Origin of the sequence: Streptomyces sp. Ag82_O1-12 (genome assembly GCF_900182715.1) — a bacterium.
GTDB classification, from domain to species: Bacteria; Actinomycetota; Actinomycetes; order Streptomycetales; family Streptomycetaceae; genus Streptomyces; species Streptomyces massasporeus.
Window position 1 is genome coordinate 1,883,441 of the sequence record NZ_FXUW01000001.1, and the last position, 23,598, is coordinate 1,907,038.

A 23,598-nucleotide genomic window follows, 5' to 3' on the forward strand; every position below is an offset into this window, starting at 1 on the left:
TCCATTGCCGATTTCTGCGTGACGCCGCTAAGGAGCGCTTATGGGTGCGCTCCGACCTGGGCGTTTCAGTGCTGGGGCACGGCGCAGCCGTCCGGGCCGCAGGCGTCCGCGTCGCCGTCGCCGTCGACGATCTTCAGGGGCGAGGGCTCGCCGTACGCCTGGGTGAGGGCTCGGGCGAAGACCTCGGCGGGCTGGGCGCCGGAGACGCCGTACTTGCGGTCGAGGACGAAGAAGGGCACGCCGTTCGCCCCGAGCCGCGCGGCCTCGCGCTCGTCGGCGCGGACCGCGTCGGCGTACGCGCCCGGGTCGGCGAGCACCGCGCGCACGGCCTCCGTGTCGAGACCGGCTGCCGAGGCGAGCTCCACCAGCCGCTCGTCGTCGTCGAAGACGGACCGCTCCTCGGCGAAGTTGGCCCGGTAGAGCAGGTCGAGCAGCTGCTCCTGGCGGCCCTGCTCCTTGGCGAAGTGCAGCAGGCGGTGCATGTCGAAGGTGCTGCCGTGGTCGCGGCCCCGGGTGCGGTAGTCGAGGCCCTCCGCCGAGGCCTGGACGCCGAGGTTGTCCTCGCCGGCCTCGGCCTGCGCGGCGCTCATCCCGTACTTCTTGGTGAGCATCGTGATCACGGGCTGGATGTCGTCCTTGGCGCGGCCGGGGTCCAGCTCGAAGGAGCGGTGCACGACCTCGACCTGGTCGCGGTAGGGGAAGTCCCGCAGCGCCTTGTCGAAGCGGGCCTTGCCCACATAGCACCAGGGGCAGGCGATGTCGCTCCAGATCTCGACGCGCATGTCTCGGCTCTCTCCAGGTCGTACGAATACGGAGACTCCCTCCGCCGAGTGGATGAACGTTCAAGCAGCGGGCTTCATTCCCCGGGCAGGGCGCATCGCATCCGCAGGTGGTGGTCCCCCGGCCCGGCCGGTTCGGGGACCCACCCCTGCCGCCGGTAGAACTCCTGCGCCCGCCGGTTGCCGACGTGCACCTCCAGGAGGGCCGTCCGTCTGCCGTCGGCCCGCCACTCCTCCACACAGGCCGCGTGCAGGGCGGTGCCGATGCCTGCGCGCCAGTGGTCGGGGTCGACGTGGAACTGGAACAGCTTCACCGTGTCCGCCGGGGCGTCCTGCGGGGTGCGGAAGGAGGCCAGAGCGACGATGCGCCCCGCCTCGACGAGGCACAGCACCCGCCCGTCCGGCCGCGTGAGGGCACCGCGCCAGGCCTCGGTCCAGTCGGTGCCGTCCTGCGGCACCCCGCCGGGGTAGTACGTCGCCCGGGCCCGCGCGTGCAGCGCGACGACGTCCGCCACCTCGGCGGGCAGGACGGTACGGATCACACGGCCCGGAACCACTCGGTTGCTGATCATGGAACGGAGGACGAGACCGGGCCGGGACACGGTTCCCGGCCGGCCCTCAGCTGCCGTCGCGCAGGTCGTCAGGCCAGCTCGGCCGGAACTCGATGTGGTCGTACGTCACCACGCACCCCTCCCCCATCGGGGACTGCGCCATGAAGCCGACCAGGGCCGCGCCGGTCTCCTTCTCGTCGCCGAGGGTGAAGAGGCGGACGAAGGTCCAACGTTGGCCGTCACGGGAGGCGTGGAAGGCGAAGGCGCGGCCGGTGCGGCTGATCCGGAGCCAGACGGAACTGCCGTCCACGGTGAAGGAGTTGGCGTCGTCGGAGTGCCCTCGGGTGACCACCGTGCAGACGGTCGGGACGTCCGGGGAGTACTCCAGGCAGAGCTTGGCCCAGGCCCGCTCCCCCACGTGCGCGTAGAGCACCCCGGCGTCGAAGGCCGCGCCGAACCCGACGGTGACCTTGGCGATCAGCTGGAAGTCCCCTTCGGGCGCCCCGAGCAGCCGGGGAGCGTCGGAAGCGGGGTCCAGCTGCTCGTCGGTGGGCGGAACGAACCGGTCCTGCCGCGATCCGGCCCACCCGGTGAGCACGCCGTCCTCGTAGGACCAGTGACCGTCGGGCCCGTACGTACGCAGGGGGAAAGGGAGTTCGGGAAGTTCGAGATCCATTCGACCGAGTCTTTCAGGTCCGCCTCTCAGGGGCGCGGGGAACTGCGCGACAAGCCACAGCGAACCGCAAGCCGGCAACCCACCGCGCCCCTACGGCGCTTACCGCTCCAAACGCCCGTTGAACCTACGAGGCAGCCCCAAGGGGTTCTCGTCCCTCAGCTCCTGCGGCAGCAACGCCTCGGGGGCGTTCTGGTACGCAACCGGCCGCATCCACCGCTCGATCGCCGTACCACCCACCGACGTGGACGTCGACGTCGTCGCCGGGTACGGCCCGCCGTGGTGCTGAGCCGGCGCGACGGCGACCCCCGTCGGCCAGCCGTTCACCAGCACGCGCCCCGCGAGCGGCGTCAGCTCCGCGAGGATCTCGGCGCCGCGGCCCTGGCCCGCCGCCTCCTCCTCGGACAGCTGCACCGTCGCCGTGAGGTTGCCCGGCAGCCGCGACAGCACCGCCTTCACCTCGGTCTCGTCCTCGTAGCGGGCGACGACGGTGACCGGCCCGAAGCACTCCTCCAGCAGCAGGTCGTGCTCACCCTCCGCGGCCAGCCGGCTCGCCGGCACGGTGAGGAAGCCCGCGCTGACGGTGTGCTCGCCGCCCGCGCCGGGGGTGACCGGGGAGTCGACGTCGGGCAGCTCGGCCCGCTCGGCGACGCCGGCCACGAAGTTGTCGCGCATGCGGTGGTCGAGCAGGACCCCGGCGTCGGTGTCGCTGACGGCGTCCGTCAAGGACTTCAGCAGGGCGTCACCCGCGGCACCGGCCGGCGCGAGGACGAGGCCCGGCTTCACGCAGAACTGGCCGACGCCCAGCGTCATCGAACCGGCGAGCCCGGCGCCGATCGCCTCGGCCCGCTCGGCCGCCGCGGCCTCGGTGACGACGACCGGGTTCAGGGAGCCCAGCTCGCCGTGGAAGGGGATCGGGACCGGGCGGGCCGCCGCCGCGTCGAAGAGGGCGCGGCCACCGCGCACGGAGCCGGTGAAGCCGGCCGCCGCGACCAGCGGGTGCTTGATCAGCTCGACGCCCGCCTCGAAGCCGTGGACCAGACCCACGACGCCCTCGGGGATGTCGTGCCGGGCGGCGGCGCGGCGCAGCACCTTGGCGACGTACTCGGACAGGGCCGGGTGGTCCGGGTGGGACTTGACGACGACCGGGCAGCCGGCCGCGAGGGCGCTCGCGGTGTCGCCGCCCGCGACCGAGAAGGCGAAGGGGAAGTTCGACGCCGAGTAGACGGCGACGACGCCCAGCGACACCTTGTAGCGGCGCAGGTCGGGGATGGGCGGGGTCGCGGTGTCGTCGGGGTGGTTGATGACGACGTCGAGGAAGGCGCCCTCGTCGACGATGTCCGCGAAGGCGCGCAGCTGGTAGCAGGTGCGGGCGAGCTCGCCGGTCAGCCGGACCGGGCCGAGCGCGGTCTCGGCGTCGGCGGTCTCCACGAGACCGTCCTTGGCCGCCTCCAGCTCGTCGGCGGCGGTGCGCAGGAAGGCCGCGCGGACCGTGCGGTCGGCGAGGGCGCCGCGCGCCTCGTGCGCGGCGCGGACGGCGGCGTCCACCTCCTGGGCTGTGGCCTCCACCGCAACCTGTTCACGCTGCTTCCCGGTTCGGGGGTCGACACTCCAGACTGGTGCTGCTGCCACCGCGGGTCCCTCCACACATGTATTGCCGCAGTACTGGGTCACCCACCAGGGACGTTCGATATACTGAACGCTGTCTCTGATGATGAATATGCTGTGGAGACTATTTCCCGTCCAACGAAGGGGTCAAGGGCGATGTCGGCTGGCGAGACGGGCGGCGGGGCGCAGGTCAAGTCCGCGGTACGAACGGTTGAACTGCTCGAATACTTCGCCGGACGCCCCGGCATGCACTCCCTCGCGGCGGTCCAGGAGGCCGTCGGGTATCCCAAATCCAGCCTCTACATGCTGCTGCGCACCCTGGTCGACCTGGGCTGGGTGGAGACGGACGCGACGGGCACGCGATACGGCATCGGCGTGCGGGCCCTGCTGGTCGGCACGTCGTACATCGACGGTGACGAGGTCGTCGCGGCGGCCCGCCCGACGCTGGACCGGCTCTCGGACGACACGACCGAGACGATCCACCTCGCCCGCCTCGACGGCACGAACGTCGTCTATCTGGCCACCCGCCAGTCCCAGCACTACCTGCGTCCCTTCACCCGGGTCGGCCGCCGGCTGCCCGCGCATTCCACGTCCCTCGGCAAGGCGCTGCTGAGCACGTACGCGGACGAGCAGGTGCGCAAGATGCTCCCGGAGACGCTGCCCGCGCTGACCGAGCACACGATCACCGACCGCGAGAAGCTCATCGAGGAGCTGCACCAGATCCGGGAGCAGGGCTTCTCCGTGGACCGCGAGGAGAACACCCTGGGGCTGCGCTGCTTCGGCGTGGCGATCCCGTACCGCACCCCGGCGCGGGACGCGATCAGCTGCTCGGTGCCGGTGGCGCGGCTGACGCCGGCGCACGAACAGCTGGTCAAGGACGCGCTCTTCGACGCGCGGGACCGGTTGACACTGGCCACCCGTAGGCTCTGAGACATGAACGTCGAGCTGCGCCAGGTCCACGACAGCGATCTGCCGGTCTTCTTCCGGCAGATGAACGACCCCGAGTCCCTGAGCATGGCGGCCTTCACCCCGGAGGACCCGGCCGACCGGGCCGCCTTCGACACCCGCTGGTCCCGGATGCGCTCCTCGCCCGACGTCGTCGTCCGTACGGTCCTGGCCGACGGGGACGTGGTCGGCAGCGCGGGGGTGTACGGGGTGCCGGGCGAGCGCGAGGTGACGTACTGGGTCGACCGCGCGTACTGGGGCAAGGGCATCGCCACGCGGGCGCTGCGGGCGCTGCTCGCCGAGGTGCCCGAGCGCCCGCTGTACGCGCGGGCGGCGTCGGACAACACGGGGTCGCTGCGCGTGCTGGAGAAGTGCGGGTTCCGGGTGACGGCGACGGCCCGCGGGTACGCCCCGGCCCGAGGCGCCGAGATCGACGAAGCGGTGCTCATCCTGGAGGGCTGAGCGGCCGCGGACCGGGGCGGTGACTTCTACGTCCTGGAGGCCCCCTGTACGTCGTGTTCCTGCTCGCTGCGGTCACCGGGGCCGTGCTGCCGGCCTTCCGGCGCGGCCGGGCCCTGCCCGTGTCGGTGCCCCCTCGCTCGTCCGGATCGGCTCGGGGGCCTTGGCCTGCTGGGACGGGTGGCTGCCGCCGGCCTCCCTCGGCGGCCCGGCGGACCTCGCCGACCGCGCCACGCCGCCGATGAACCTCGCCTACGCTGGCCAGATGCTCGTCGGCCTCCTCGTCTCCGCCATCGGCGTCCACCACTTCGCCGAACGCTCGGCCGGGACCGCGCGGCGGGCGGCGTGAGCGCAGTCGTCCGGTCGCTGTTCGGCCGGCGGGCTCGGCTGCGCTGGATCCATCTGATCCTCGGCGGTGCGCTGGCCATGCCGTACGTGCTGGTCGGCTCGGTTGTCATCGGCCCGGTCACCGGCTCCGCGGACGTCTTCGGCTCCTTCCCCCCTCCAACTCGCCTCGTTCGCCGTGGGCCTGCCGCTCGCGGCCGTCACCTCGCTGTTCCCGCTGACCCGGCCGCTGGAGTCGGCGGCGGTGCGCTGGCTGTGCGGGGTGGACACGGACCGGCTCGCCCTCGGGCCCGCGCGCACACGGGGCGAGAAGGGCCGTACGGCCGCCTGGTTCACGCTGCATCTCGGGTTCGGCGGGATCATCGCGGGGATGTCGCTGGCGCTGCCGCCGTTCGCCGCCACGCTGATCGTGCTGCCGGTCCTCTCGGGGCTGCTCGGCAGCCGGCTCAGGCTGCCCGAAGTCTTCGACCACGCCTGGGTGTTGGCGCTCGCCCCGGTCGCGGGCGCGGTCGGGCTCGTCGCTCTCGCCGGCTGCGCGGCCTGCTGCGGTGCGCTGCTGGCCCGCTGGGCGCCCCTGCTGCTCGGTCCCACGCCCCGGGAGCGGCTCGCCGCCGCCGAGGCCCGCGCGGCCGACCTGGCCGTGCGCAACCGGCTGGCGCGGGAGCTGCACGACTCCGTGGGCCACGCCCTGAGCGCGGTCACGCTCCAGGCGAGCGCGGCCCGCCGGGTCCTCGACTCCGACCCGGAGTTCGTCCGCGAGGCCCTCGCCGCGATCGAGGACACGACCCGGCGCACGGTCGGTGAACTCGACGCCGTGCTGGGCGTGTTGCGTGAGGGCGACGCCCCCGGCACGGCCCCGGCGCCGACCCTCGCCGCCGACCTCGACGGGCTGCTGCGGCGTACCCGGGCGGGCGGGCAGCGAGTGAGCGCCGCCGTGGACGCCGACCCGGAGGCGCTGCCCCCGCTGCTGTCCCGGGAGGCCTACCGCATCGTGCAGGAGGGGCTGAGCAACGCCCTCAAGCACGCCGGTGAGCGGGCGGCCGTGGACGTGCGGATCGCGGTGGCGGACGGGGAGCTGGAGATCACCGTGGAGAACCCGGTCACCGGCCCCGCGCCCTCCCGCGCCGGTGGCGGCCACGGGCTGCGGGGCATCGCGGACCGGGCAAGGCTGCTGGGCGGCACGGCAACGGCGGGACCGGCGGCGGCCCCCCGGCCGGGCAGCACCCCGACAACCGAACCGACCGCGACACCACCCCCGGGCAGCACCCCGACAGCCGGAGCGGCTCCGGCGCAGACCTGGCGGCTGCACGCACGCCTGCCGATGAAAGGACCCGTATGAACCGCCCGGCCCCGATCCGTGTCGTCCTCGCCGACGACGAGCGCATGGTGCGCACCGCGCTGCGCGCCATCCTCTCCGCCGAGCCCGACCTGGACGTGGTGGGCGAGGCGGCCACCGGCGCCGAGGCGATCTCGGTCGTCCGGGAGATGCGGCCGGACGTCGTCCTCATGGACGTGCGGATGCCGGAGACCGACGGGATCCGCGCCACCGAACAGATCCTCGCCACGCTGGACGATCCGCCGCGGATCGTCGTGGTGACGACGTTCGAGAACGACGCCTACGTGTACGACGCGCTGCGGGCCGGAGCCGCCGGGTTCCTGCTGAAGCGGGCGGACGCCGACGCGCTCGTGCAGGCGATCCGGCTGGTGGCGCGCAGCGACAGCCTGCTGTTCCCGGCGGCCGTGCGCACCCTGGCGACCGAACACGCCCGCGCGCACCCGGCGCCGCCCGCGTGGGTGGCGAAGCTCACGGGGCGCGAGGGGGAGGTGCTGCGCCACATGGCGCGAGGCCTGACCAACGCGGAGATCGCCTCTCTGATGGAGGTCGGCCCGGCCACGGTGAAGTCCCACGTCGCGGCGGTCCTGGCCAAGACCGGCACCCGGGACCGCACGCAGGCGGTGATCGCCGCGTACGAGGCCGGTTTTCTGAACGGCGGATGAGAAAACCGGCCCGCCGGATGAGAAACCAGGACGGACGGGAACGATCCGCCCGGTGTGGCTCGTCCTCCAGTTCGGAATGAACAAGACGATCAGGCGCGCTTCGGTCTTCTCGCTGCTCCTGGTGCTCGCTCTGCTGGTCAGGGCGACCTGGGTGCAGTTCTACGACGGCCGGGCGCTCGCAGACGACAAGGACAACCGGCGGAACGCGATCGAGACGTACTCGGCGCCGCTCGGGAACATCATCGTGGGCGGCCGGTCGGTGACCGGCTCGGCGCCGACGAAGAAGAGCGACCTCAAGTACAAGCGGACGTACACCGACGGCGCGCTGTACGCGGCGGTGACGGGGTACGCGTCGCAGGCGTACGCCCCGACCCAGCTGGAGGGCATCTACAGCGACCTGCTCAACGGCACGGACAGCCGGCTGAAGTCCGTGATGGACACGCTCACCAACCAGCGGGCCGAGCCGGGCAACGTGGTCACGACCATCGACCCGGACGTGCAGAAGGCCGCCTACGAGGCGCTCGGCGGCAAGAAGGGCGGTGCCGTCGCCGTCGACCCGAAGACCGGGAAGATCCTCGCGGTCGTGTCGACGCCGTCGTACAACCCCTCCTCGCTGACCGACGCCAACACCGCGGGGGCGGCCTGGCAGCAGCTCACCTCGGACCCCGAGAAGCCGCTGGTCAACCGTGCGCTGCGGCAGCCGCTGCCGCCCGGTTCGACGTTCAAGCTGGTCGTGGCGGCGGCCGCGCTGGAGGACGGGCTGTACTCGTCGGTGGACGAGCGGACGGACAGCCCGGACCCGTACACGCTGCCGGGCACCAGCCAGGACCTGACGAACGAGAACCCGAACGCGCCCTGCACGAACGCGACCATCCGCACGGCGCTGGAGTACTCGTGCAACAACGTCTTCGCCAAGATGGCCGTGAAGCTCGGCCAGGACAAGGTGAAGGCGATGGCCGAGAAGTTCGGCTTCAACGACGACAAGCTGGACGTGCCGGTCCGCGCCTACCCGAGCGTGTACCCGTCGGACATGGACCCGGCGCAGACGGCCCTGACGGGCATCGGCCAGTTCGACGTCACGGCCACCCCGCTGCAGATGGCCATGGTGTCGGCGGCCATCGCCAACGGCGGCAAGCTGGTGTCGCCTCACATGGTCTCGCAGATCACCGACAGCGGCGGTGATGTGCTGGAGGACTACGACGACGACGCGGGCACGAAGGAGATCGTCAGTTCCTCGACCGCCGAGCAGTTGCAGTCGGCGATGGAGACCGTCGTGAACAAGGGCACCGGCACGAACGCCAGGGTCCCGGGCGCGACCGTGGGCGGCAAGACGGGCACGGCCCAGCACGGCGAGAAGAACAGCCAGGTGCCATACGCCTGGTTCACCTCGTACGGCAAGTCCGACTCGTCGGGCAAGGAGGTCGCCGTGGCGGTCATGGTCGAGCAGTCGGACGCGGCCCGCTCGGAGGTCAGCGGCAACGGCCTGGCGGCGCCGGTCGCCAAGGCCATGATGCAGGCGGCGCTGAAGGACTGAGCCTCCGCCACTGAACCTCCGCGGCCGACAATCCGTCTGTACGGACGAGACGGGCCGCCCCCTTCCCCCCGGGGGCGGCCCGTCCTCGTGTCAGCGCGCGCTCGGCGTCACTTCGCTCCCAGCAGCTGCTCGATCGGGTCGATGGCGAAGTACACGAGGAACAGCGCCGAGGTCCCCCACAGCAGCCAGTGGACCTCCTTGGCCTTGCCGAGGACGGTCTTGATGACGACGTAGGCGAGGAAGCCGGCCCCGATGCCGTTGGTGATGGAGTAGGTGAACGGCATCACGGCGATGGTGAGGAACGCGGGGATGGCGATGTCGTAGCGGTCCCAGTCGATGTGCTTGACCTGGGTCATCATCAGGAAGCCGACGGCGACCAGGGCCGGGGCGGCCGCCTGCAGCGGGACTATGGTGAGCAGCGGGGTCAGGAACAGCGCGAGGCCGAACAGGCCGCCGGTGACGAGGTTGGAGAAGCCGGTGCGCGAGCCCTCGCCGACACCGGCCGCGGACTCGATGTAGGAGGTCGCCGAGGAGGCGGAGGCCGCGCCGCCGGCGACCGCGGCGGCACCGTCGATGAGCAGCACCCGGCCGAGGTTCGGGACCTTGCCCTCCTCGTCGAGCAGGCCGGCCTCGGCGCTGATGCCGACGACCGTGCCCATGGTGTCGAAGAAGTCGGACAGGATCAGCGTGAAGATCAGCAGGACGACGGTGATGACGCCGACGCCTGGAGCGCTGAAGGCGCCGAACAGGTCGAAGTCACCGATGAGGCCGAAGTCGGGGGCGTCGACGAGGTTGTCCGGCCAGGAGGGCGTGGTCAGGCCCCAGGACTTGATGTCGGCGAGGGAGTTGATCACGATCGCCAGCGCGGTCATGGTGACGATGCTGATGAGGATGGCGCCCTTGACCTTGCGGGCGAGCAGCCCGATCGTCAGCAGCACGCCGAGGCAGAAGACCAGCATCGGCCAGCCGGCGAGGGTGCCGGTGCCGCCCAGCTGAACGGGGACGGTGGTGTTGGCGGCGTCCGGAATGCGGCTGACGAATCCGGCGTCGACGAAGCCGATGAAGGCGATGAACAGGCCGATGCCGACGCTGATCGCCTGCTTGAGCGGCTGGGGTATCGCGTGCATGACGGCCTCGCGCAGACCGGTCACCACCAGCACGCAGATCAGCAGGCCTTCGAGGACGATCAGGCCCATCGCGTCGTCCCAGCTCATCAGCGGGGCGATCTGGAAGGCGACGACGGCGTTCAGGCCGAGTCCGGCGGCGAGCGCCAGGGGCAGGTTCCCGCCGACGCCCATGATGATCGTCATGACCGCGGCCACCAGGGCGGTGGCGGTGGTGAGCTGGACGGCGTCCAGCTGGTGCCCGAACTTGTCCTTCGCGCTGCCCAGGATGATGGGATTCAGGACAAGGATGTAGGCCATCGTGAAGAACGTGGCGAAGCCGCCGCGTATCTCACGGCCGAAGGTGGACCCCCGCTCGGAGATCTTGAAGAACCGGTCGACGCTGTTCGCCGCGGGTGGCGCGGCGTCGGACCGGTCGGCCACCTTCTGCGATTCGGACATGGCGCGTGCTCCTCGATGCCTGGGTGATCGGTGTGCGGGTGCTGGCTGGATTTTCGTCGTGTTGAACCACGTTCAGGTTGTCTTCGTGTTACGAAATCGAAGTCCGGCCTGCCATACGACGTTCGAAGCTCCGTACGAACCATCCGACGATCGCTGCTACGCTTCCCGATCTCGTCCGGGCCTCCCCCGGATGATCACATGTCATCTACATGACAGCCACAGGGCGCCCCGGCCGGGAGCGCCCGTAGCCGCTGCGAGGAGAGGTCGCCCGTGGGCACAGTCGTCGACGACGCCGCCTCCGTGGAGTTCCACGCCTTCTTCGAGCGTCACTACGCCGAACTGTCCCGCCTCGCCTATCTGTTGATGGGCGAGTCGGACACCGCCGACGACCTGGCGGCGGACGCGTTGCTGGCGCTGTGGCACCGCTGGGACCGGGTGCGCGCGGCCGACCATCCGGCCGCGTACGCGCGCGGTGTGGTCGCCAACCTGGCCCGGACCCGCATCCGCAGCGCGGTGCGCGAGCGGCGGCGCATCGCCCTGTTCTGGTCGCAGCGCGAGGAGAACACCGAGAACCCGGACATCGCGGGTGTGGTCGACGTGCAGGAGGCGTTGCGCAGGCTGCCGTTCCGCAAGCGGGCCTGTGTGGTGCTGCGGCACGCGTTCGACCTGTCGGAGAAGGACACCGCGCTGGCGCTGGGTGTGTCGGTCGGTACGGTGAAGAGCCAGACCTCCAAGGGGATGGCCGAACTCCAGCGGTTGCTGGGGACGCAGGGGGTGCCGCGGCGGATGCACGCGGCGCTGGGCGCTCCCCGCTGCTCGCCCGCCGTGGAGGGCGTGCGCACCGGCCAGGGCGGAGGGAGGGACCGATGAGCATGCGGCGGGACATGCACGAGGAGGTGCGCTCCCGGCTGCACGAGGCGGCCGGGGCACACGAGCCCGACCGGGAGCGCATCCTGGCCCGGGTCGAGCGCGGCATGACCGGTCCGGCCGGCTCCGGCCACCGGGAGACGCGTCCGCCGGTGTTCGGCTGGATGCGGGTGGCCGGTGCGACGGCCGCGGTCGCCGGCGTGCTGGCGGTGGGCGGTTACGCGGTGGCGTCCGCGGTGAAGGACGAGGCCGCCCCGCGGCAGCGGGAGGTCGCGACATCGCCGACCCCCACCCCGTCCCCGGAGGCGACGAGCCGGCCCCCCGCGCCACCGGCTCCGGTGGAGCCGACGCCGAGCCGGTCGACCGAGCGCCGCGAGTCCGGCCCTCCGCCGTCGAGGACACCGAGCGCCCCGGCCACCGAGCGGCCGCCCGCCGCCACCGAGGACGGTCCGCTCTGGTCGGACGGCTCGGTCGACCCGCACAGCAACGACTTCTGGGCGCAGAGCAACATCACCCTCAAGACCCGCGGGCAACTGACCGCGCTGACCGTGCGGTTGAAGGTCGCGCAGACCGGCGGGGTCTCGAACGCGGGCGCCTGGCGCTCCCTGCCCGAGAACGACTTCACTCTCACGGTCGCCGAGCGGGACGGCTTCCTCGTCTACACCTGGACCCTCAAGGAGGGCCGTACGGTGCCGGCGGGCGAGTGGGTGTTCGCCGGGCAGTTCGACCACGCCCGCGGCGGCCGTGACGCGGGGAAGGACGCCTACTCGGCGACGGCCACCGCCGCTTCGCGGCAGCTGTCGGTGGGCGGCGGCTTCGCCGCGGTCGACGACGGCGACGGCGACTCGTGAAAAAAACCTGGAGAGGCGGCAACCCTTTCCTCACCGGTGACCACCACAACGCGCAAGAGTCACCCCCCATCTGAGGAATCGGTACATGACTGCACCAGCAGAACAGCGCGTCCGCCATCGCCGCAGTGCCACCAAGCGGCGGGCCGTGATCGCCGCGGTGTCCGCGCTCGGCATCACGGGTGCGGCGATCGTCACCACGTCGATGCTGTCGACGGCGGGCGCCGCGTCCTCCTGGCCCACGGACACGGGCAAGACCCCTGTGTCCAAGACGATCCCGGTCTCCGGTGTGCGCGACGGCGGGATGAAGATGTTCTACGGCACCGGCGCGCTCGGCGGCGGCAGCCAGGACGAGGGTCAGGACCCGCTCTTCGAGCTGGCGGACGGCGCGGTCCTCAAGAACGTCATCATCGGCACCCCGGCGGCGGACGGCGTGCACTGCAAGGGCAGTTGCACGCTGCAGAACGTGTGGTGGACGGACGTCGGCGAGGACGCGGCCAGCTTCAAGGGAAAGTCCTCCTCCGCGGTGTACAAGGTGATCGGCGGCGGCGCGAAGAACGCCGACGACAAGGTGCTGCAGTTCAACGGCGCCGGCACGCTGAACGTGTCCGGCTTCCAGGTGCAGAACGCCGGCAAACTGGTCCGCTCCTGCGGCAACTGCAAGACGCAGTACAAGCGCACGATCGTGCTCAGCGACATCGACGTCACGGCGCCGATGAACTCCATCGTCGGGGTGAACGCCAACTACGGCGACACGGCGACGCTGTCGAAGATCCGCATCCACGGCGACGACAAGAAGAAGATCAAGACGTGTGTGCGCTTCGAGGGCAACAACACGGGCAAGGAGCCCAAGGAGCTGACACCGCCCGGTCCGGACGGCAAGAGCTGCAAGTTCAAGGCGTCCGACATCAGCTACCAGTAGGACCCGCCCCCCTGTGACTCCGGTCGGCCCTCGTCCCCCTGTGACTCCGGTCGGCCCTCGTCCCCCCTTGGGCCGACCGGAACGCCGGGAGTCCGTCCCCCCAGCCGGACTTCCTGGCACCTCGGCCCTCCGGAGCCCCCCTCCGGACGGCCGGACGGTACCGGCCGAGCCCCCCTCGGCCGGTCGGCAGGACGCCCCCGCCGTTTCGCACCGGCGGGGGCGTCGTCGTGCGAGCGGGAGCGCGGCCTCAGTCCATCGTGGAGCCGACGGTCGTGGAGCCGGTCGTCAGGAACGTCGTCACGGGCAGGGAGCCGTCCGCCCGGCGCGCTCCGTACGCACCGGTCGCGTCGGTCGACCTGAAGGGCGGCGTGGCGATGCCGCTGTCCCAGGTGTTGCCCGCCGAGACCGTCGAGGAGCCGAGCTTCGCCGCTCCGCCCTTGTCGCCGGCGGCGAGGTTCCTTCCGAGGCGGGCCGTGCCGGTCGCGAAGTAGAAACCGCTCTGGGCGTTGGCGTACGCGGTGTTGCGGTTCAGGGTGATGGCGCCGGTGTTGGAGTTCTCGGTGAAGCCGTGCAGCGTGTTGTCCCAGGCCGCGTTGTTGTTGACGACGTGGGCGACGGACGCGCCCCCGCCGCCCAGCTTGAAGCCGTTGCCGTTGCCCTCGAAGGCCGCGTCGTTCCAGCGGTTCTCGCCGTTGCCGAAGGCCCAGGAGTGCTCGATGGTGACCGGTGAGGAGAACTGCCACAGGTCGAGGCCGTCGTCGGAGTTGTTGTACAGCCGGGCTCCGGTGATCCGGTTCCCGCTCCCGGAGCCGAACTTGACGGCGATCCCGTCGGCGTTCTGGCCGTGCCCCGCCGGGTCGTAGTTGCCGTGGCTGTCCAGGTTCTGCACGAGGTTGCCGGTGGTGCCGTCGCCGCGCAGGGTGAAGCCGGAGTCGCCGTTGTCCGCGGTGACCAGGTTCCTGAAGACGCCGCCGACCGAGGACGTGGCGACGAATCCCTGGGCCGGGGAGTTGACGAAGGCCAGGTCCTGGACGGTCCAGTGGTCGCCGTAGATCCCGGCCAGCCAGGAGCCGGCGGGCAGCTTGGACCCGTCGATCCGCACCTTCTCGGCGCCGTGGGCCCGCAGGGTGATGGGTGCGGAACTGGTGCCGTTCGCCGTGGACTTGAGGGTGGCGGCCGGGTAGTAGGTGCCGCCGCGGACCTCGATCACGGTGCCGGCGGCGGCGTTCCTCACGGCCTGTTCGAGCTGGGCGGTGGTGGACACGGTGATCGTCGTCGAGGCGGCCTGCGCGCCGCCGGTCGACAGCCCGAGGTAGACGCCGCCGGCCCCCGCGGCACAGGCGACGGCCGCGGCGATGGAGAGCGTACGGGTCCTGCGATGACGTCCGGTGCTCGGCAGCACGGAGCGTTCCTTTCCTAGGGGATCGGGGACGGAAACGGCTCGGAGGGGCCCGCTCCGGCACGTTTTCCGTCCACCAGTCGCCGCCGCGCCGGAAAGGGTTGCCGCCGTCACGTGCGCCGGAGACCTCGACGTTCCGAAAGTTTCGGAACCACCGGCCTCACACGCACCCGTTGACGCCCTGCGTCCCTCCGGTGAGACTCCCAAGGCCGCTACCCAACAGAATCCCCCAGACTCCGACAGGAAGTGTCATGCGCCCCCGCATCGCCCGCACGCTCCTGCTCCCCTTCCTGGCCCTGACCGGTCTTCTACTGACCCTCCTCAGCGCGCCGCCCAGCACCGCAGACCCCGGAGCCCCACCCGTGAAGCACAGCAAGTACGCCGGTTACCTCTTCGCCTACTTCACCGGTGAGGGCACCGCCGACGGCGAGCAGATCCGCTACGCCCTCAGCCGCGGCAACGACCCGCTGCACTGGCGTGAGCTGAACGCCGGCAAGCCGGTGCTGACGTCCACGACCGGCGAGAAGGGCCTGCGCGACCCCTTCGTGATCCGCTCCCCGAAGGGCGACAAGTTCTACCTGATCGCCACCGACCTGCGGATGTACCAGAACTCCAGCGGCAGCTGGGACGACGTCCAACGGCACGGCAGCAAGTCGATCATGGTCTGGGAGTCCACCGACCTGGTCCACTGGACCGACCAGCGCCTGGTGAAGGTCTCCCCGGACAGCGCGGGCAACACCTGGGCCCCGGAGGCCTACTGGGACGACGAGCTCGACTCGTACGTCGTCTTCTGGGCGTCGAAGCTGTACGCCGACGACGACCCGGACCACAAGGGCAACACGTACAACAAGATGCTCTACGCGACCACGAAGGACTTCCGCACCTTCAGCGAGCCGAAGGTCTGGAACGACCCGGGCTACTCGGTGATCGACTCCACGGTCGTGAAGTACAAGGACGAGTACTACCGCTACACCAAGGACGAGCGCGACCCCAGCTCCTCCAGCCCCTGCTCGAAGTTCATCACCGGCGAGAAGTCGACCTCGCTGACGTCCACGAAGTACGACCTCGTGGCCGACTGCATCGGCAAGGGCGCGATGGACCGCGGCGAGGGCCCGACGGTGTTCAAGTCGAACACCGAGAAGAAGTGGTACCTGTTCATCGACGAGTACGGCGGCCGCGGCTACGTCCCCTTCGAGACCACCGACCTCGCCTCCGGCAAGTGGACCCCGTCGACGGACTACCAGCTCCCGGCGAGCCCCCGGCACGGCACCGTCCTGCCGGTGACGCAGAAGGAGTACGACCGCCTGCTGGCCGCCTACCCGGCGACCTCCACCTCGGTCGTGGACGCGACGGCGAAGCACCAGAAGGGCTACGCGATCGTCACGGACAGCGCCTCCAAGGTCGTTCTGCCCATGAAGCCGGACGCCGGCCTGCGGGACCTCGCCCCGAAGCTGTGGGTCGGTGAGGGCGCGAAGCTCAGCCCGAAGTCCGGCACCCGCCGCGACTTCCGCACACCGCAGACGTACACGGTCACGGCCGCCGACGGCACCAAGCGCACCTGGACGGTCGAAGCGGTGCGCACCCGCAGCCCGATCCTGCCGGGTCTGAACGCCGACCCCGACGTGCACTACCTGAACGGCCGGTACTGGATCTACCCGACCACGGACGGCTTCCAGGGCTGGAGCGGCACCAAGTTCAAGGCGTACTCGTCGAAGGACCTGGTGAACTGGAAGGACCACGGCGTCATCCTCGACCTCGGGCCGGACGTGAGCTGGGCCGACAAGAACGCCTGGGCACCGGCGATCGCCGAGCGGAACGGCAAGTACTACTTCTACTTCTGCGCCGAGCAGCAGATCGGCGTGGCCGTCGCCGACTCCCCCGCCGGCCCGTTCAAGGACGCGCTCGGCAAGCCGCTGGTGGCCAAGGGCGGTTCGCTCAAGGGCCAGATGATCGACCCGGCGGTCTTCACGGACGACGACGGCCAGGCCTACCTGTACTGGGGCAACGGCCACGGGTACGTGGTGCCGCTCGACGACGACATGGTGTCGTACGACGCGTCCAAGGTGAAGGACATCACCCCGGACAACTTCCGCGAGGGCTCCTTCGTCATCAAGCGGAAGGGCACGTACTACTTCATGTGGTCCGAGGACGACACCCGCAGCGAGAACTACCACGTGGCGTACGCGACGGGACCGTCCCCGCTCGGCCCGTGGACCAAGCGCGGGACGATCCTTCAGAAGCGGCCCGAGTACGGCATCCTCGCCACCGGCCACCACTCGGTGGTGAACACCCCCGGCACCGACGACTGGTACATGGTCTACCACCGCTTCGCCCTCAACGGCCCCGGCCTGCCGGGCGGCGACGGCATGCACCGCGAGACCACCGTCGACCGCATGGAGTTCGCGGCCGACGGCACCATCAAGCCCGTGGTGCCGACGCTGGAGGGGATCAAGCCGGTCCGGCGGTGACGCCGCCCTGCCTCAGCTGACGAAGTACGTCGGGTTCGGGAGCTTGTACGTCCGGTCGGCGTGACCGCCCTGGAGGTCCGAGTACTGGTCGCCGAAGTTGGCGATGATCTCGTACCCGAGGTCCTTCTCGATGTGCCCCCGGGTACCGGACTTGTACTGCACGGTCGTGCAGGTCCAGGTGCCCGGGGTGGCGCATCCGCTGAGGTAGGACGGCGGGTTGTCCTTGTCCTTGAGGAACATGTGGCCGGCGTCGAGGTTCACCTCGGCGCCGGCCTTCTTCAGGTTCTCGACGGCGGCGGAGCGCTGCGCCTCGCTCAGGCCCGAGTTGTAGAAGACCTCGACGCCCTTGCGGTCCGCGTAGCGGACGAGCTCGGGGCTGCCGAAGACGGCGGGCCGGTCGGCCCGGTCGACGTAGGCGGCCCAGGTGGCGCTGTTGTAGCCGTAGTTGTTCTTCTTCTCGTAGTCGAGGCTGAGCAGCAGGGTGTCGTCGATGTCGAAGACGACGGCCGGCTTCTCGCCCTTGTGCAAAGCCTTGCGGGCCGCCTTGTCGATGTACGCCCGGGCGGACGCGTCGAGGCGGGCGAGGTCCTTGGCGTAGGGACTGTCCGGGGAGGCCTGGTAGACGCCGTTCGCGTCGAGGGTGGTGCCGTAGTAGGTGTCGATGTCCTTGGCCAGCAGTCCGATGTTGTAGGGCTCACGGGTGGAGTTCGCCGTCGACTGGCCGGCCGTGGCGGCGCCGGTCCCGTACAGGGTGACACCGGCGACGGCACAGGCCGCGGTGACCGCGGCGATACGCAGTGGCTTATGCATGACAGGGTTTCTACGCGCGTCACCCCCGTGGGCGCGAGACCCGCCGGGCAAAAAGCGGGTCAAGCGCCCGGGGCGTGGCGGACCGGACGTCAGTCCATCGTCGCCCCGATGCTGGTGCTGCCCGTCGTCAGGAACGTGGTCGCGGGAAGCGCGCCGCCCGACTGGCGGGCGTTGTAGACCGTCGAGGCGTTGGTGGACCGGAAGGCCGGGGTCGCGATCCCGGAGTCCCAGTTGTTGCCGGACGACACCACCGACGAGCCCCTGCTCACCGACCCGCCGCCGTTGCTCACGGCGAGGTTCTTGCCGAGCCTCGCCGAGCCGGTCGCGAAGTAGTAGCCCCACTTGGCGTTGGCGTAGGCGGTGGTCCGGTTGATGACGATGGCGCCCTTGTTGCTGTTCTCGGTGAAGCCGTTGCCGGCGTTGTCCCAGGCGGCCGAGTTGTTGATGACGTGGGCGACCACCTCCCCGTCCCCGCCCAGTTTGTAGCCGTTGCCGTCACCCGCGAAGGCGGAGTCGCTCCAACGGTTCTTTCCGTTGCCGAACGCCCAGGTGTGCTCGACGGTGACCGGCGAGGAGAAGGACCAGAAGTCGAGTCCGTCGTCCGAGTTGTTGTACAGGCGTGCCCCGGTGATGAGGTTGCCGGAGCCGGAGCCGAACTTCACGGCGATGCCGTCCGCGTTCTCGCCGTGCGTGGCCTTGTCGTAGTGGCCGTAGGAGTCGAGGTTGCGCACCGTGTTGTTCACGGTGCCGTCGCCGGTGAGCGTGAAGCCGGAGTCGCCGCCGTCGATGGTCTTGATGTTGTTCCAGTTGGTGCCGGTGCAGGACTGGCAGACGACCGCGCTGTCCGGGGAGTTCTGGAAGGTGAGGTTCGAGACGTTCCAGTAGTCGGCGGTGAGCTTGAGAATCCAGTCTCCGGCGGGCAGGTTCGAACCGTCGATCTTGACGGTCTCCGAGCCGTACGCCGTGAGGGTGACCGGCGACGAGGACGTGCCGTTGGCCGTGGACTGGAGGGTGGCCGTCGGGTAGTAGGTGCCGCCGCGCACCTGGATGACGGTTCCCGGTACGGCGTTCTTGATCGCATCGGCCAGGGCGGTGGAGTTGGCGACGACCACGGTGGCGGCCTGGGCCTGGGTGGGGAGTACGGCAAGGCCGGTGGCCAGGGTGAGGGCCGCCAGGGCGGCGAGGGCGCTACGACGGGACATGGGAGCGGTTCCCTTCTCGTACGGGTGGGGGGATGGTTCACAGGACGGAGTCGAGCCAGCGGAAGACCTCGTCCTGGAGGGGGTCGGTGAAGACGTGGCCGAGCTCCGGCCATGTCTTCAGCCGCAAGCGCTCCTCGGCGTGGCGGGACCGCCAGACGGCGCGCAGCTTGTCGTGGGCGACGCGCACGCCGTCCGCGGGGAACAGCGGGTCGAGCCCGCCGTTGAGGAAGAGCATCGGCCTGGGGGCGGCGATGCTCGCCACGTCGGGGATGTCGAGGTGCCGGGCGAGGCCGGGGTGGAGCATGTGGAACGACGACTGCCCGCGCAGCGTGTTGTTGCCGGGCACCATCATCTCCTTCAGGCCGGTCATCCAGCAGACGCTCGCGGCTGCCGCGACGTGGTCGCTGAGGGCGGCGGTCTGCCAGGCGCGGTAGGCGCCCATGGAGAAGCCGACGGCCGCGACCCGCCGGGCGTCCACCCGGTCGAGCCCCGCCAGGAACGCGGCGGCCCGTTGGTCCTCCCGGGCCATGAGCCCGGCGAGCGAGGAGCCGAGGTTGTAGAAGGTGGATGCCAGGGCCTGCTGCTGGTCGTAGGCGAGGGGGCCGCGGTCGCCCCAGCCGAGGGCGTCCAGGCACAGCACCACATAGCCGCGCCGGGCCAGTTCGTCCCCGACGAAGCGCCCGCTGAAGTACTTCTCCGCCCATGCCCGGGCGGAGGCGAGGCGCGTGTCGTCGTACCAGGGCCGGACGAGCTTCTCCTTCCCGATGTCGAACCTCGCTCCGTGGTCGTGCAGGAGCAGCACGGCGGGGAACGGCCCGCGGCCGTGCGGGGTGAGGAGGGCGCCGCGGACCCGTTCGTAGCGGGTGAGGGAGACGGTCACCAACTCCCGGGTATATCCCGCGCCTTGAGAGCGGCCGCCGAACTCGGGTGCGTACGGCGTCCCGTCCTGCCGCTCGACGAGGAGGTGTTCCTCGACGGTGGCCCGGGCGGCACGCCGCCAGGCGCGGAACTCGCGGATCGGGGACCGGCCCCAGGCGAGCGGGAAGGTCAGGGCGTCCTTCAGCGCCGGGTGGAAGTCGGGAAGCGGGCCGTCCACGACCGCCGCCTCCGCCCCGCTCACCGCTCCCCCGCCCAGCAGCGCGGTCCCCGCCCCGACCACGAACGTCCTTCGTCCCAGGGCTTCATGGGCGTCCATGGGGCCTCCCGGCTCCGGCGTGCCGAGTCACGTACCGCTCGACCGCCGCCGGGGAGGTCAGGGCACGGTGGTCGTAGACGTCGGCCGGGTCCCAGCCGACGTCGTTCCCGAGGCCCAGAGCGCTCGCCACGGCGTCGAGTCGGGCGGGCCGGCCGTTGAACCAGGAGCCGGTGTCGTGGAACTGCGCGCCCCCGTAGGCGGCGACGGCGAGCGACGGCGCTGCGCCGGGATACCGGAAGACGTTGCGTTCGGAGAAGATCGCCGACTCCACGCCGACGCCCAGGGCGTAGAGCGGTGCCCGGCCCCGGTGGACGTTGTTGACGACGTGCACCTGCCCGAAGCGGACCCGGGGGGCGCGCTGCACGATGTCGCTGAACAGGTTGCGGGCGAAGGTCACCTTGAGGTGCCCGCGGTCGCGGTCGCCGCGCCCGTCGCCCGACCCGATGAGGATCGCCTTGTCGTGGTTGTAGAAACGGCTGTCGGAGACGGTGACGAAGTCGGAGCCGTCCTCGATGTCCAGCAGCCCGTCGTGCCGCTGCACGCGCTCGCCGTGGAAGCCGAGGGGCGCCTCGCGGTCGGGGAAGCGCCCGTCGGTGAAGGTGCAGTGGTCGATCCGGATGTACTTGCCGGTGATCACGGTCATGGCGTCGAAGCGGGCGTTCCAGTTGCCGTGGGTGCCGTCGTCCGGGGACCAACTGGTGAAGTGGTCGACGGGTGCTTCGAGGTGCAGGTTCCGCACGATGATGTTGCTGCCGGTGTTGACGGTCAGGAACACCCCGAGCAGCCGGGCGTCGCGGCCGGCACCGACGAGCGTGGTGTTGCTCGGCACGGTGAGCTGGATCTGCGCCTTCTCGTTGTTCGACCCGGTCTGCCGGAGCTGCCGCTGCCGCTTGCAGTAGTCGAAGCGGGTGTCGGACCAGGTGGAACCGTCCTCGCCGAAGCAGGACATGTACGTGGCGAGGTCGTATCCGGGCGCGTAGTCCTGCTCGCCGAGCAGGGAACCGTCGTCGCTCTCGTGGCCGTTGATGTCGCCGTGGACGCGGATCACCTTGGGCGCGCTCGGGTCGCCGTCGTTCGCGAGAGCTGCCTTGAGCTCGGCGCGCGTGTGCACGGTCCAGGTCCGGCCGCCCGCCCCGCCGGTCGTGCCGGGTCCGGTGGAGGCCCAGCCGGTGGGGGCGCGGTCGGCGGGGGCGCGGTCGGCGGCGGTGGCCGGTGCGGCCGGCCAGAGCAGGCACAGTCCCAGGAGGAGCGCGGCGGCCCTACGCATACGGCCGCCAGTCGCCGAGATAGGTCTCCCTGGTGTGCGACCGGGCCTGTGCGCGGCTCAGCAGGGGCCGGTTCCCGGGCACCTGGACCGCCGCCCCCGGCCCCGTGTTCCGGTACTCGGCGAACCGCATGCTCTGCCACGGGTAGGCGTCCCGCATGTTCGTGTACGGCGCCACCGCGTCGATGCCGGGCCCGATCCGGGTCTCCCGCACGACCAGCGAGGGCCATGCCGTGGTCTCGTACGACGGCACCCAGGGCCGGGCCAGTTTGTACGCCGCGTCCTCGGCGCCGGAGGTGATCCGGCAGCGCACGGCGAGGATGCCGTGCGGATTGGCCCGGGCCGTGGAGGGGGCGAAGACCATGCCCTTGGGCGTGAAGTCCACGTCCCGCGCCAGCGTGCGGAAGTGGCAGTGCTCGAACACCGCCGTGGCGCGCCCGAAGACGAAGTCCACGTCGCCCTCGATGTAGCAGTCGCGGAAGTACTGCCGGTCGAAGGTGTCCAGGGCGCCGGTCTCGACGAAGAGGGTGTCCTGGTGGGCCAGGAGCCGCACGTTCTCGAAGCGGGTCCGGTCGCCGTACGTGTACGCCGCCACGGCCTGCGTCCCCGTGATCTCGGGGTGGTCGGCGCGCAGCCAGTCGTTGGCCAGGGTCAGATCGCGGACGGTCAGCCCGGGAGCCGCCGAGGTGAAGGTGGCGGAACCGGCGGTGCCGTAGGTGCCCGAACCGTCCGGCCTGGGCGTGCCGTTCGCGTTGTCGTGGATGATGACGGTGTCGCGTGGGTCCCTGCTCGCACCCCTGAGGGTCAGTCCGGCCTTGGCGGCCGGGACACTGACGACCTCGCGGTACGTCCCCGGGTGCACGACGACGGTCCAGCCCGGGCCGTCCACGGCGTCGACGGCGGCCTGGACGGAGTCGCCGGGGCGGACCTGCAGGACGCGCCGGCCCGCCGAGGCGAAGGCGGGTGCGGTGCCCGCGGCGGCCAGCCCGGCGGTGATCCCGGTGAGAAGGGCGCGCCGGTGCACTCAGCACACCTCCTTCCACGGCTCCCAGTCGCCGAGCCAGGCGGCGCGGGTCGCGGACCGGGCCTGCCTCGGGGTGAGCTGGGGCCGGTTGGCGGGGACCGTGACGGCCGCGCCCGGCCCGGTGTTGCGGTACTCGGCGAAGCGCTGGGCCTGCCACGGGTACGCGTCCGACATGTTGGCGTAGGGCGCGACCGCGTCGATGCCCGGGCCGAGCCGGGTGTCCCGCACGGTGAGCATGGGGCGGGCGGTGGTGTCGGAGCTGGGCACCCAGGGCCGGGCCAGCTTGTAGTAGCCGTCGGGTGCCTCGCTGCTGACGCGGCTGCGGGTCACCAGGTAGCCGAGCGGATTGGCCCCCGCGGTCGACGGCGCGAAGACGAAACCGTAGGGGGCGCCGGCCAGGTCGGTCCGGGACAGGGTCCGGAAGTGGCACTGCTCGAAGACGGCGGTCGCCCGTCCGAAGACGAAGTCGACGTCGCCCTCGGCGTAGCAGTGGCCGAAGTACTGGCGGGCGAAGGTGCCGAGGGCCATGGAGTCGGCGTACAGGGTGTCCTGGTGGCCGAGGAACCGGCAGTGGTGGAAGGCCGAGCGGTCGCCCTGGACCTTGAGGGCGACGGCCTGGGTGCCGGTGATGTCGGGGTGGTCGGCGCGCAGCCAGTCGTTGGCGAAGGTGATCCAGCGGGCGCTGAAGCCGTCGGCCTGGACGGTGGTGGTCGCGGAGCCTGTCGTGCCGTGGGTGCCGCCACCCGGCTTGGGCGTCCCGGCCGCGTTGTCGTAGACGACCACGACGTCACGGGGGTCCTCGCTCGCCCCGATCCAGGTCATGGCGGTGCGGGTACGGTCGACGGCCACCGTCTCCCGGTAGGTGCCGGGGGCGATGACGAGGGTGTGCCCGGACCCGTTCGCGGCGGCCACCGCGTCCTGGACGGTGGTGACGTCACCGGCGCCGCCCGGATGGACGTACAGCGTCCCGGGCGTCAGGCGCGCGGCCGGTGAGCCGTACCGGCCGAACGGGCGGGGGCGGCCGGCGGCCCGCGCGGGGGCCGCACCGAGCGCGGCGCCCGCTCCGGCGCTCACCGTCAGGAATCGTCTTCTGGACAGGGGCATGCGGGTGCTCCTTCGATGTCACTGCGGGAGAAGCCGGG

21 protein-coding genes and 1 pseudogene are annotated in these 23,598 nt (G+C 71.1%); 10 read left to right on the forward strand and 12 right to left on the reverse strand.

Annotated elements, in window-relative coordinates; translation table 11 throughout:
• Window positions 1-65: 65 nt before the first annotated feature.
• The 4 genes from QOL88_RS08695 to QOL88_RS08710 all read right to left on the reverse strand — a co-directional run bounded on the left by QOL88_RS08695 (window position 66) and on the right by QOL88_RS08710 (window position 3,635).
• Window positions 66-782 carry a DsbA family oxidoreductase gene (locus QOL88_RS08695; protein ID WP_097215875.1) on the reverse strand — a complete coding sequence of 239 codons (717 nt, stop codon included), beginning with the start codon at window positions 780-782 and terminating at the stop codon, window positions 66-68.
• 74 nt (window positions 783-856) lie between these two features.
• Window positions 857-1,351 carry a GNAT family N-acetyltransferase gene (locus tag QOL88_RS08700; RefSeq protein ID WP_179878805.1) on the reverse strand — a complete coding sequence of 165 codons (495 nt, stop codon included), beginning with the start codon at window positions 1,349-1,351 and terminating at the stop codon, window positions 857-859.
• 46 nt (window positions 1,352-1,397) lie between these two features.
• Window positions 1,398-2,006, reverse strand: a complete 609-nt coding sequence (locus QOL88_RS08705; RefSeq protein ID WP_097215876.1) for a DUF1349 domain-containing protein — start codon at window positions 2,004-2,006, stop codon at window positions 1,398-1,400.
• Between the two features lie 99 nt (window positions 2,007-2,105).
• Window positions 2,106-3,635: an aldehyde dehydrogenase (NADP(+)) gene (locus QOL88_RS08710; RefSeq protein WP_097215877.1), complete on the reverse strand. Its 1,530-nt coding sequence runs from the start codon at window positions 3,633-3,635 to the stop codon at window positions 2,106-2,108.
• 132 nt (window positions 3,636-3,767) lie between these two features.
• Between QOL88_RS08710 and QOL88_RS08715 the strand changes: the two genes are divergently transcribed.
• From QOL88_RS08715 to QOL88_RS08740, 6 genes and pseudogenes are all read left to right on the forward strand, one after another.
• Window positions 3,768-4,541: an IclR family transcriptional regulator gene (locus QOL88_RS08715; RefSeq protein ID WP_097215878.1), complete on the forward strand. Its 774-nt coding sequence runs from the start codon at window positions 3,768-3,770 to the stop codon at window positions 4,539-4,541.
• Window positions 4,542-4,544: 3 nt separating this feature from the next.
• Window positions 4,545-5,018, forward strand: a complete 474-nt coding sequence (locus QOL88_RS08720) for a GNAT family N-acetyltransferase (RefSeq protein WP_097215879.1) — start codon at window positions 4,545-4,547, stop codon at window positions 5,016-5,018.
• A gap of 160 nt (window positions 5,019-5,178) precedes the next feature.
• Window positions 5,179-5,364 carry a hypothetical protein gene (locus QOL88_RS08725; RefSeq protein WP_179878806.1) on the forward strand — a complete coding sequence of 62 codons (186 nt, stop codon included), beginning with the start codon at window positions 5,179-5,181 and terminating at the stop codon, window positions 5,362-5,364.
• A pseudogene (locus tag QOL88_RS08730) lies at window positions 5,361-6,699 on the forward strand (sensor histidine kinase). The gene QOL88_RS08725 and the pseudogene QOL88_RS08730 overlap by 4 nt, the downstream one beginning before the upstream one ends.
• Window positions 6,696-7,358 carry a response regulator transcription factor gene (locus QOL88_RS08735; RefSeq protein WP_097215880.1) on the forward strand — a complete coding sequence of 221 codons (663 nt, stop codon included), beginning with the start codon at window positions 6,696-6,698 and terminating at the stop codon, window positions 7,356-7,358. Before QOL88_RS08730 ends, QOL88_RS08735 begins: the two are co-directional and overlap by 4 nt.
• A 76-nt stretch (window positions 7,359-7,434) precedes the next feature.
• The gene (locus QOL88_RS08740) at window positions 7,435-8,892 is read left to right on the forward strand and encodes a peptidoglycan D,D-transpeptidase FtsI family protein (RefSeq protein ID WP_097222912.1); all 1,458 of its coding nucleotides are present in this window, start codon (window positions 7,435-7,437) and stop codon (window positions 8,890-8,892) included.
• 107 nt (window positions 8,893-8,999) lie between these two features.
• Here QOL88_RS08740 and QOL88_RS08745 read toward each other — a convergent pair whose 3' ends face one another.
• Window positions 9,000-10,457: an NCS2 family permease gene (locus tag QOL88_RS08745; RefSeq protein ID WP_031109047.1), complete on the reverse strand. Its 1,458-nt coding sequence runs from the start codon at window positions 10,455-10,457 to the stop codon at window positions 9,000-9,002.
• Between the two features lie 270 nt (window positions 10,458-10,727).
• On the opposite strand from QOL88_RS08745, the gene QOL88_RS08750 reads away from it, so the two are divergent.
• From QOL88_RS08750 to QOL88_RS08760, 3 genes are all read left to right on the forward strand, one after another.
• On the forward strand, window positions 10,728-11,327 hold the full coding sequence (locus tag QOL88_RS08750; RefSeq protein WP_097215881.1) for a SigE family RNA polymerase sigma factor: 600 nt from the start codon (window positions 10,728-10,730) through the stop codon (window positions 11,325-11,327).
• Window positions 11,324-12,175, forward strand: a complete 852-nt coding sequence (locus QOL88_RS08755) for a hypothetical protein (protein WP_097215882.1) — start codon at window positions 11,324-11,326, stop codon at window positions 12,173-12,175. The genes QOL88_RS08750 and QOL88_RS08755 overlap by 4 nt, the downstream gene beginning before the upstream one ends.
• A gap of 85 nt (window positions 12,176-12,260) precedes the next feature.
• Window positions 12,261-13,094, forward strand: a complete 834-nt coding sequence (locus QOL88_RS08760; RefSeq protein WP_097215883.1) for a pectate lyase — start codon at window positions 12,261-12,263, stop codon at window positions 13,092-13,094.
• A gap of 247 nt (window positions 13,095-13,341) precedes the next feature.
• On the opposite strand, the gene QOL88_RS08765 is transcribed toward QOL88_RS08760, so the two are convergent.
• The gene (locus QOL88_RS08765) at window positions 13,342-14,496 is read right to left on the reverse strand and encodes a right-handed parallel beta-helix repeat-containing protein (RefSeq protein ID WP_097215884.1); all 1,155 of its coding nucleotides are present in this window, start codon (window positions 14,494-14,496) and stop codon (window positions 13,342-13,344) included.
• 248 nt (window positions 14,497-14,744) lie between these two features.
• On the opposite strand from QOL88_RS08765, the gene QOL88_RS08770 reads away from it, so the two are divergent.
• Window positions 14,745-16,961, forward strand: coding sequence for a glycoside hydrolase family 43 protein (locus QOL88_RS08770; RefSeq protein ID WP_097215885.1), 2,217 nt, complete (start codon window positions 14,745-14,747; stop codon window positions 16,959-16,961).
• A gap of 12 nt (window positions 16,962-16,973) precedes the next feature.
• On the opposite strand, the gene QOL88_RS08775 is transcribed toward QOL88_RS08770, so the two are convergent.
• The 6 genes from QOL88_RS08775 to QOL88_RS08800 all read right to left on the reverse strand — a co-directional run bounded on the left by QOL88_RS08775 (window position 16,974) and on the right by QOL88_RS08800 (window position 23,560).
• Window positions 16,974-17,771 carry an HAD family acid phosphatase gene (locus tag QOL88_RS08775; RefSeq protein ID WP_097215886.1) on the reverse strand — a complete coding sequence of 266 codons (798 nt, stop codon included), beginning with the start codon at window positions 17,769-17,771 and terminating at the stop codon, window positions 16,974-16,976.
• 89 nt (window positions 17,772-17,860) lie between these two features.
• Window positions 17,861-18,973, reverse strand: coding sequence for a right-handed parallel beta-helix repeat-containing protein (locus QOL88_RS08780; protein WP_097215887.1), 1,113 nt, complete (start codon window positions 18,971-18,973; stop codon window positions 17,861-17,863).
• A gap of 37 nt (window positions 18,974-19,010) precedes the next feature.
• A complete protein-coding gene (locus QOL88_RS08785; RefSeq protein WP_097215888.1) occupies window positions 19,011-20,168 on the reverse strand; it encodes a dienelactone hydrolase family protein in 1,158 nt (385 codons plus the stop codon).
• Window positions 20,155-21,435, reverse strand: a complete 1,281-nt coding sequence (locus QOL88_RS08790) for a pectate lyase family protein (protein WP_097215889.1) — start codon at window positions 21,433-21,435, stop codon at window positions 20,155-20,157. Before QOL88_RS08790 ends, QOL88_RS08785 begins: the two co-directional genes overlap by 14 nt.
• The gene (locus QOL88_RS08795; protein ID WP_097215890.1) at window positions 21,428-22,456 is read right to left on the reverse strand and encodes a pectinesterase family protein; all 1,029 of its coding nucleotides are present in this window, start codon (window positions 22,454-22,456) and stop codon (window positions 21,428-21,430) included. The genes QOL88_RS08790 and QOL88_RS08795 overlap by 8 nt, the downstream gene beginning before the upstream one ends.
• The gene (locus QOL88_RS08800; protein WP_097215891.1) at window positions 22,457-23,560 is read right to left on the reverse strand and encodes a pectinesterase family protein; all 1,104 of its coding nucleotides are present in this window, start codon (window positions 23,558-23,560) and stop codon (window positions 22,457-22,459) included.
• Window positions 23,561-23,598 lie beyond the last annotated feature (38 nt).

Bases quoted from the DNA above. Each gene is read 5' to 3' on its own strand.
- QOL88_RS08695 (WP_097215875.1), bottom strand. From the start codon at position 782: ATGCGCGTCGAGATCTGGAGCGACATCGCCTGCCCCTGGTGCTATGTG.
- QOL88_RS08700 (WP_179878805.1), bottom strand. From the start codon at position 1,351: ATGATCAGCAACCGAGTGGTTCCGGGCCGTGTGATCCGTACCGTCCTG.
- QOL88_RS08705 (WP_097215876.1), bottom strand. From the start codon at position 2,006: ATGGATCTCGAACTTCCCGAACTCCCTTTCCCCCTGCGTACGTACGGG.
- QOL88_RS08715 (WP_097215878.1), top strand. From the start codon at position 3,768: ATGTCGGCTGGCGAGACGGGCGGCGGGGCGCAGGTCAAGTCCGCGGTA.
- QOL88_RS08720 (WP_097215879.1), top strand. From the start codon at position 4,545: ATGAACGTCGAGCTGCGCCAGGTCCACGACAGCGATCTGCCGGTCTTC.
- QOL88_RS08735 (WP_097215880.1), top strand. From the start codon at position 6,696: ATGAACCGCCCGGCCCCGATCCGTGTCGTCCTCGCCGACGACGAGCGC.
- QOL88_RS08740 (WP_097222912.1), top strand. From the start codon at position 7,435: ATGAACAAGACGATCAGGCGCGCTTCGGTCTTCTCGCTGCTCCTGGTG.
- QOL88_RS08745 (WP_031109047.1), bottom strand. From the start codon at position 10,457: ATGTCCGAATCGCAGAAGGTGGCCGACCGGTCCGACGCCGCGCCACCC.
- QOL88_RS08755 (WP_097215882.1), top strand. From the start codon at position 11,324: ATGAGCATGCGGCGGGACATGCACGAGGAGGTGCGCTCCCGGCTGCAC.
- QOL88_RS08760 (WP_097215883.1), top strand. From the start codon at position 12,261: ATGACTGCACCAGCAGAACAGCGCGTCCGCCATCGCCGCAGTGCCACC.
- QOL88_RS08770 (WP_097215885.1), top strand. From the start codon at position 14,745: ATGCGCCCCCGCATCGCCCGCACGCTCCTGCTCCCCTTCCTGGCCCTG.
- QOL88_RS08775 (WP_097215886.1), bottom strand. From the start codon at position 17,771: ATGCATAAGCCACTGCGTATCGCCGCGGTCACCGCGGCCTGTGCCGTC.
- QOL88_RS08780 (WP_097215887.1), bottom strand. From the start codon at position 18,973: ATGTCCCGTCGTAGCGCCCTCGCCGCCCTGGCGGCCCTCACCCTGGCC.
- QOL88_RS08785 (WP_097215888.1), bottom strand. From the start codon at position 20,168: ATGGACGCCCATGAAGCCCTGGGACGAAGGACGTTCGTGGTCGGGGCG.
- QOL88_RS08790 (WP_097215889.1), bottom strand. From the start codon at position 21,435: ATGCGTAGGGCCGCCGCGCTCCTCCTGGGACTGTGCCTGCTCTGGCCG.
- QOL88_RS08800 (WP_097215891.1), bottom strand. From the start codon at position 23,560: ATGCCCCTGTCCAGAAGACGATTCCTGACGGTGAGCGCCGGAGCGGGC.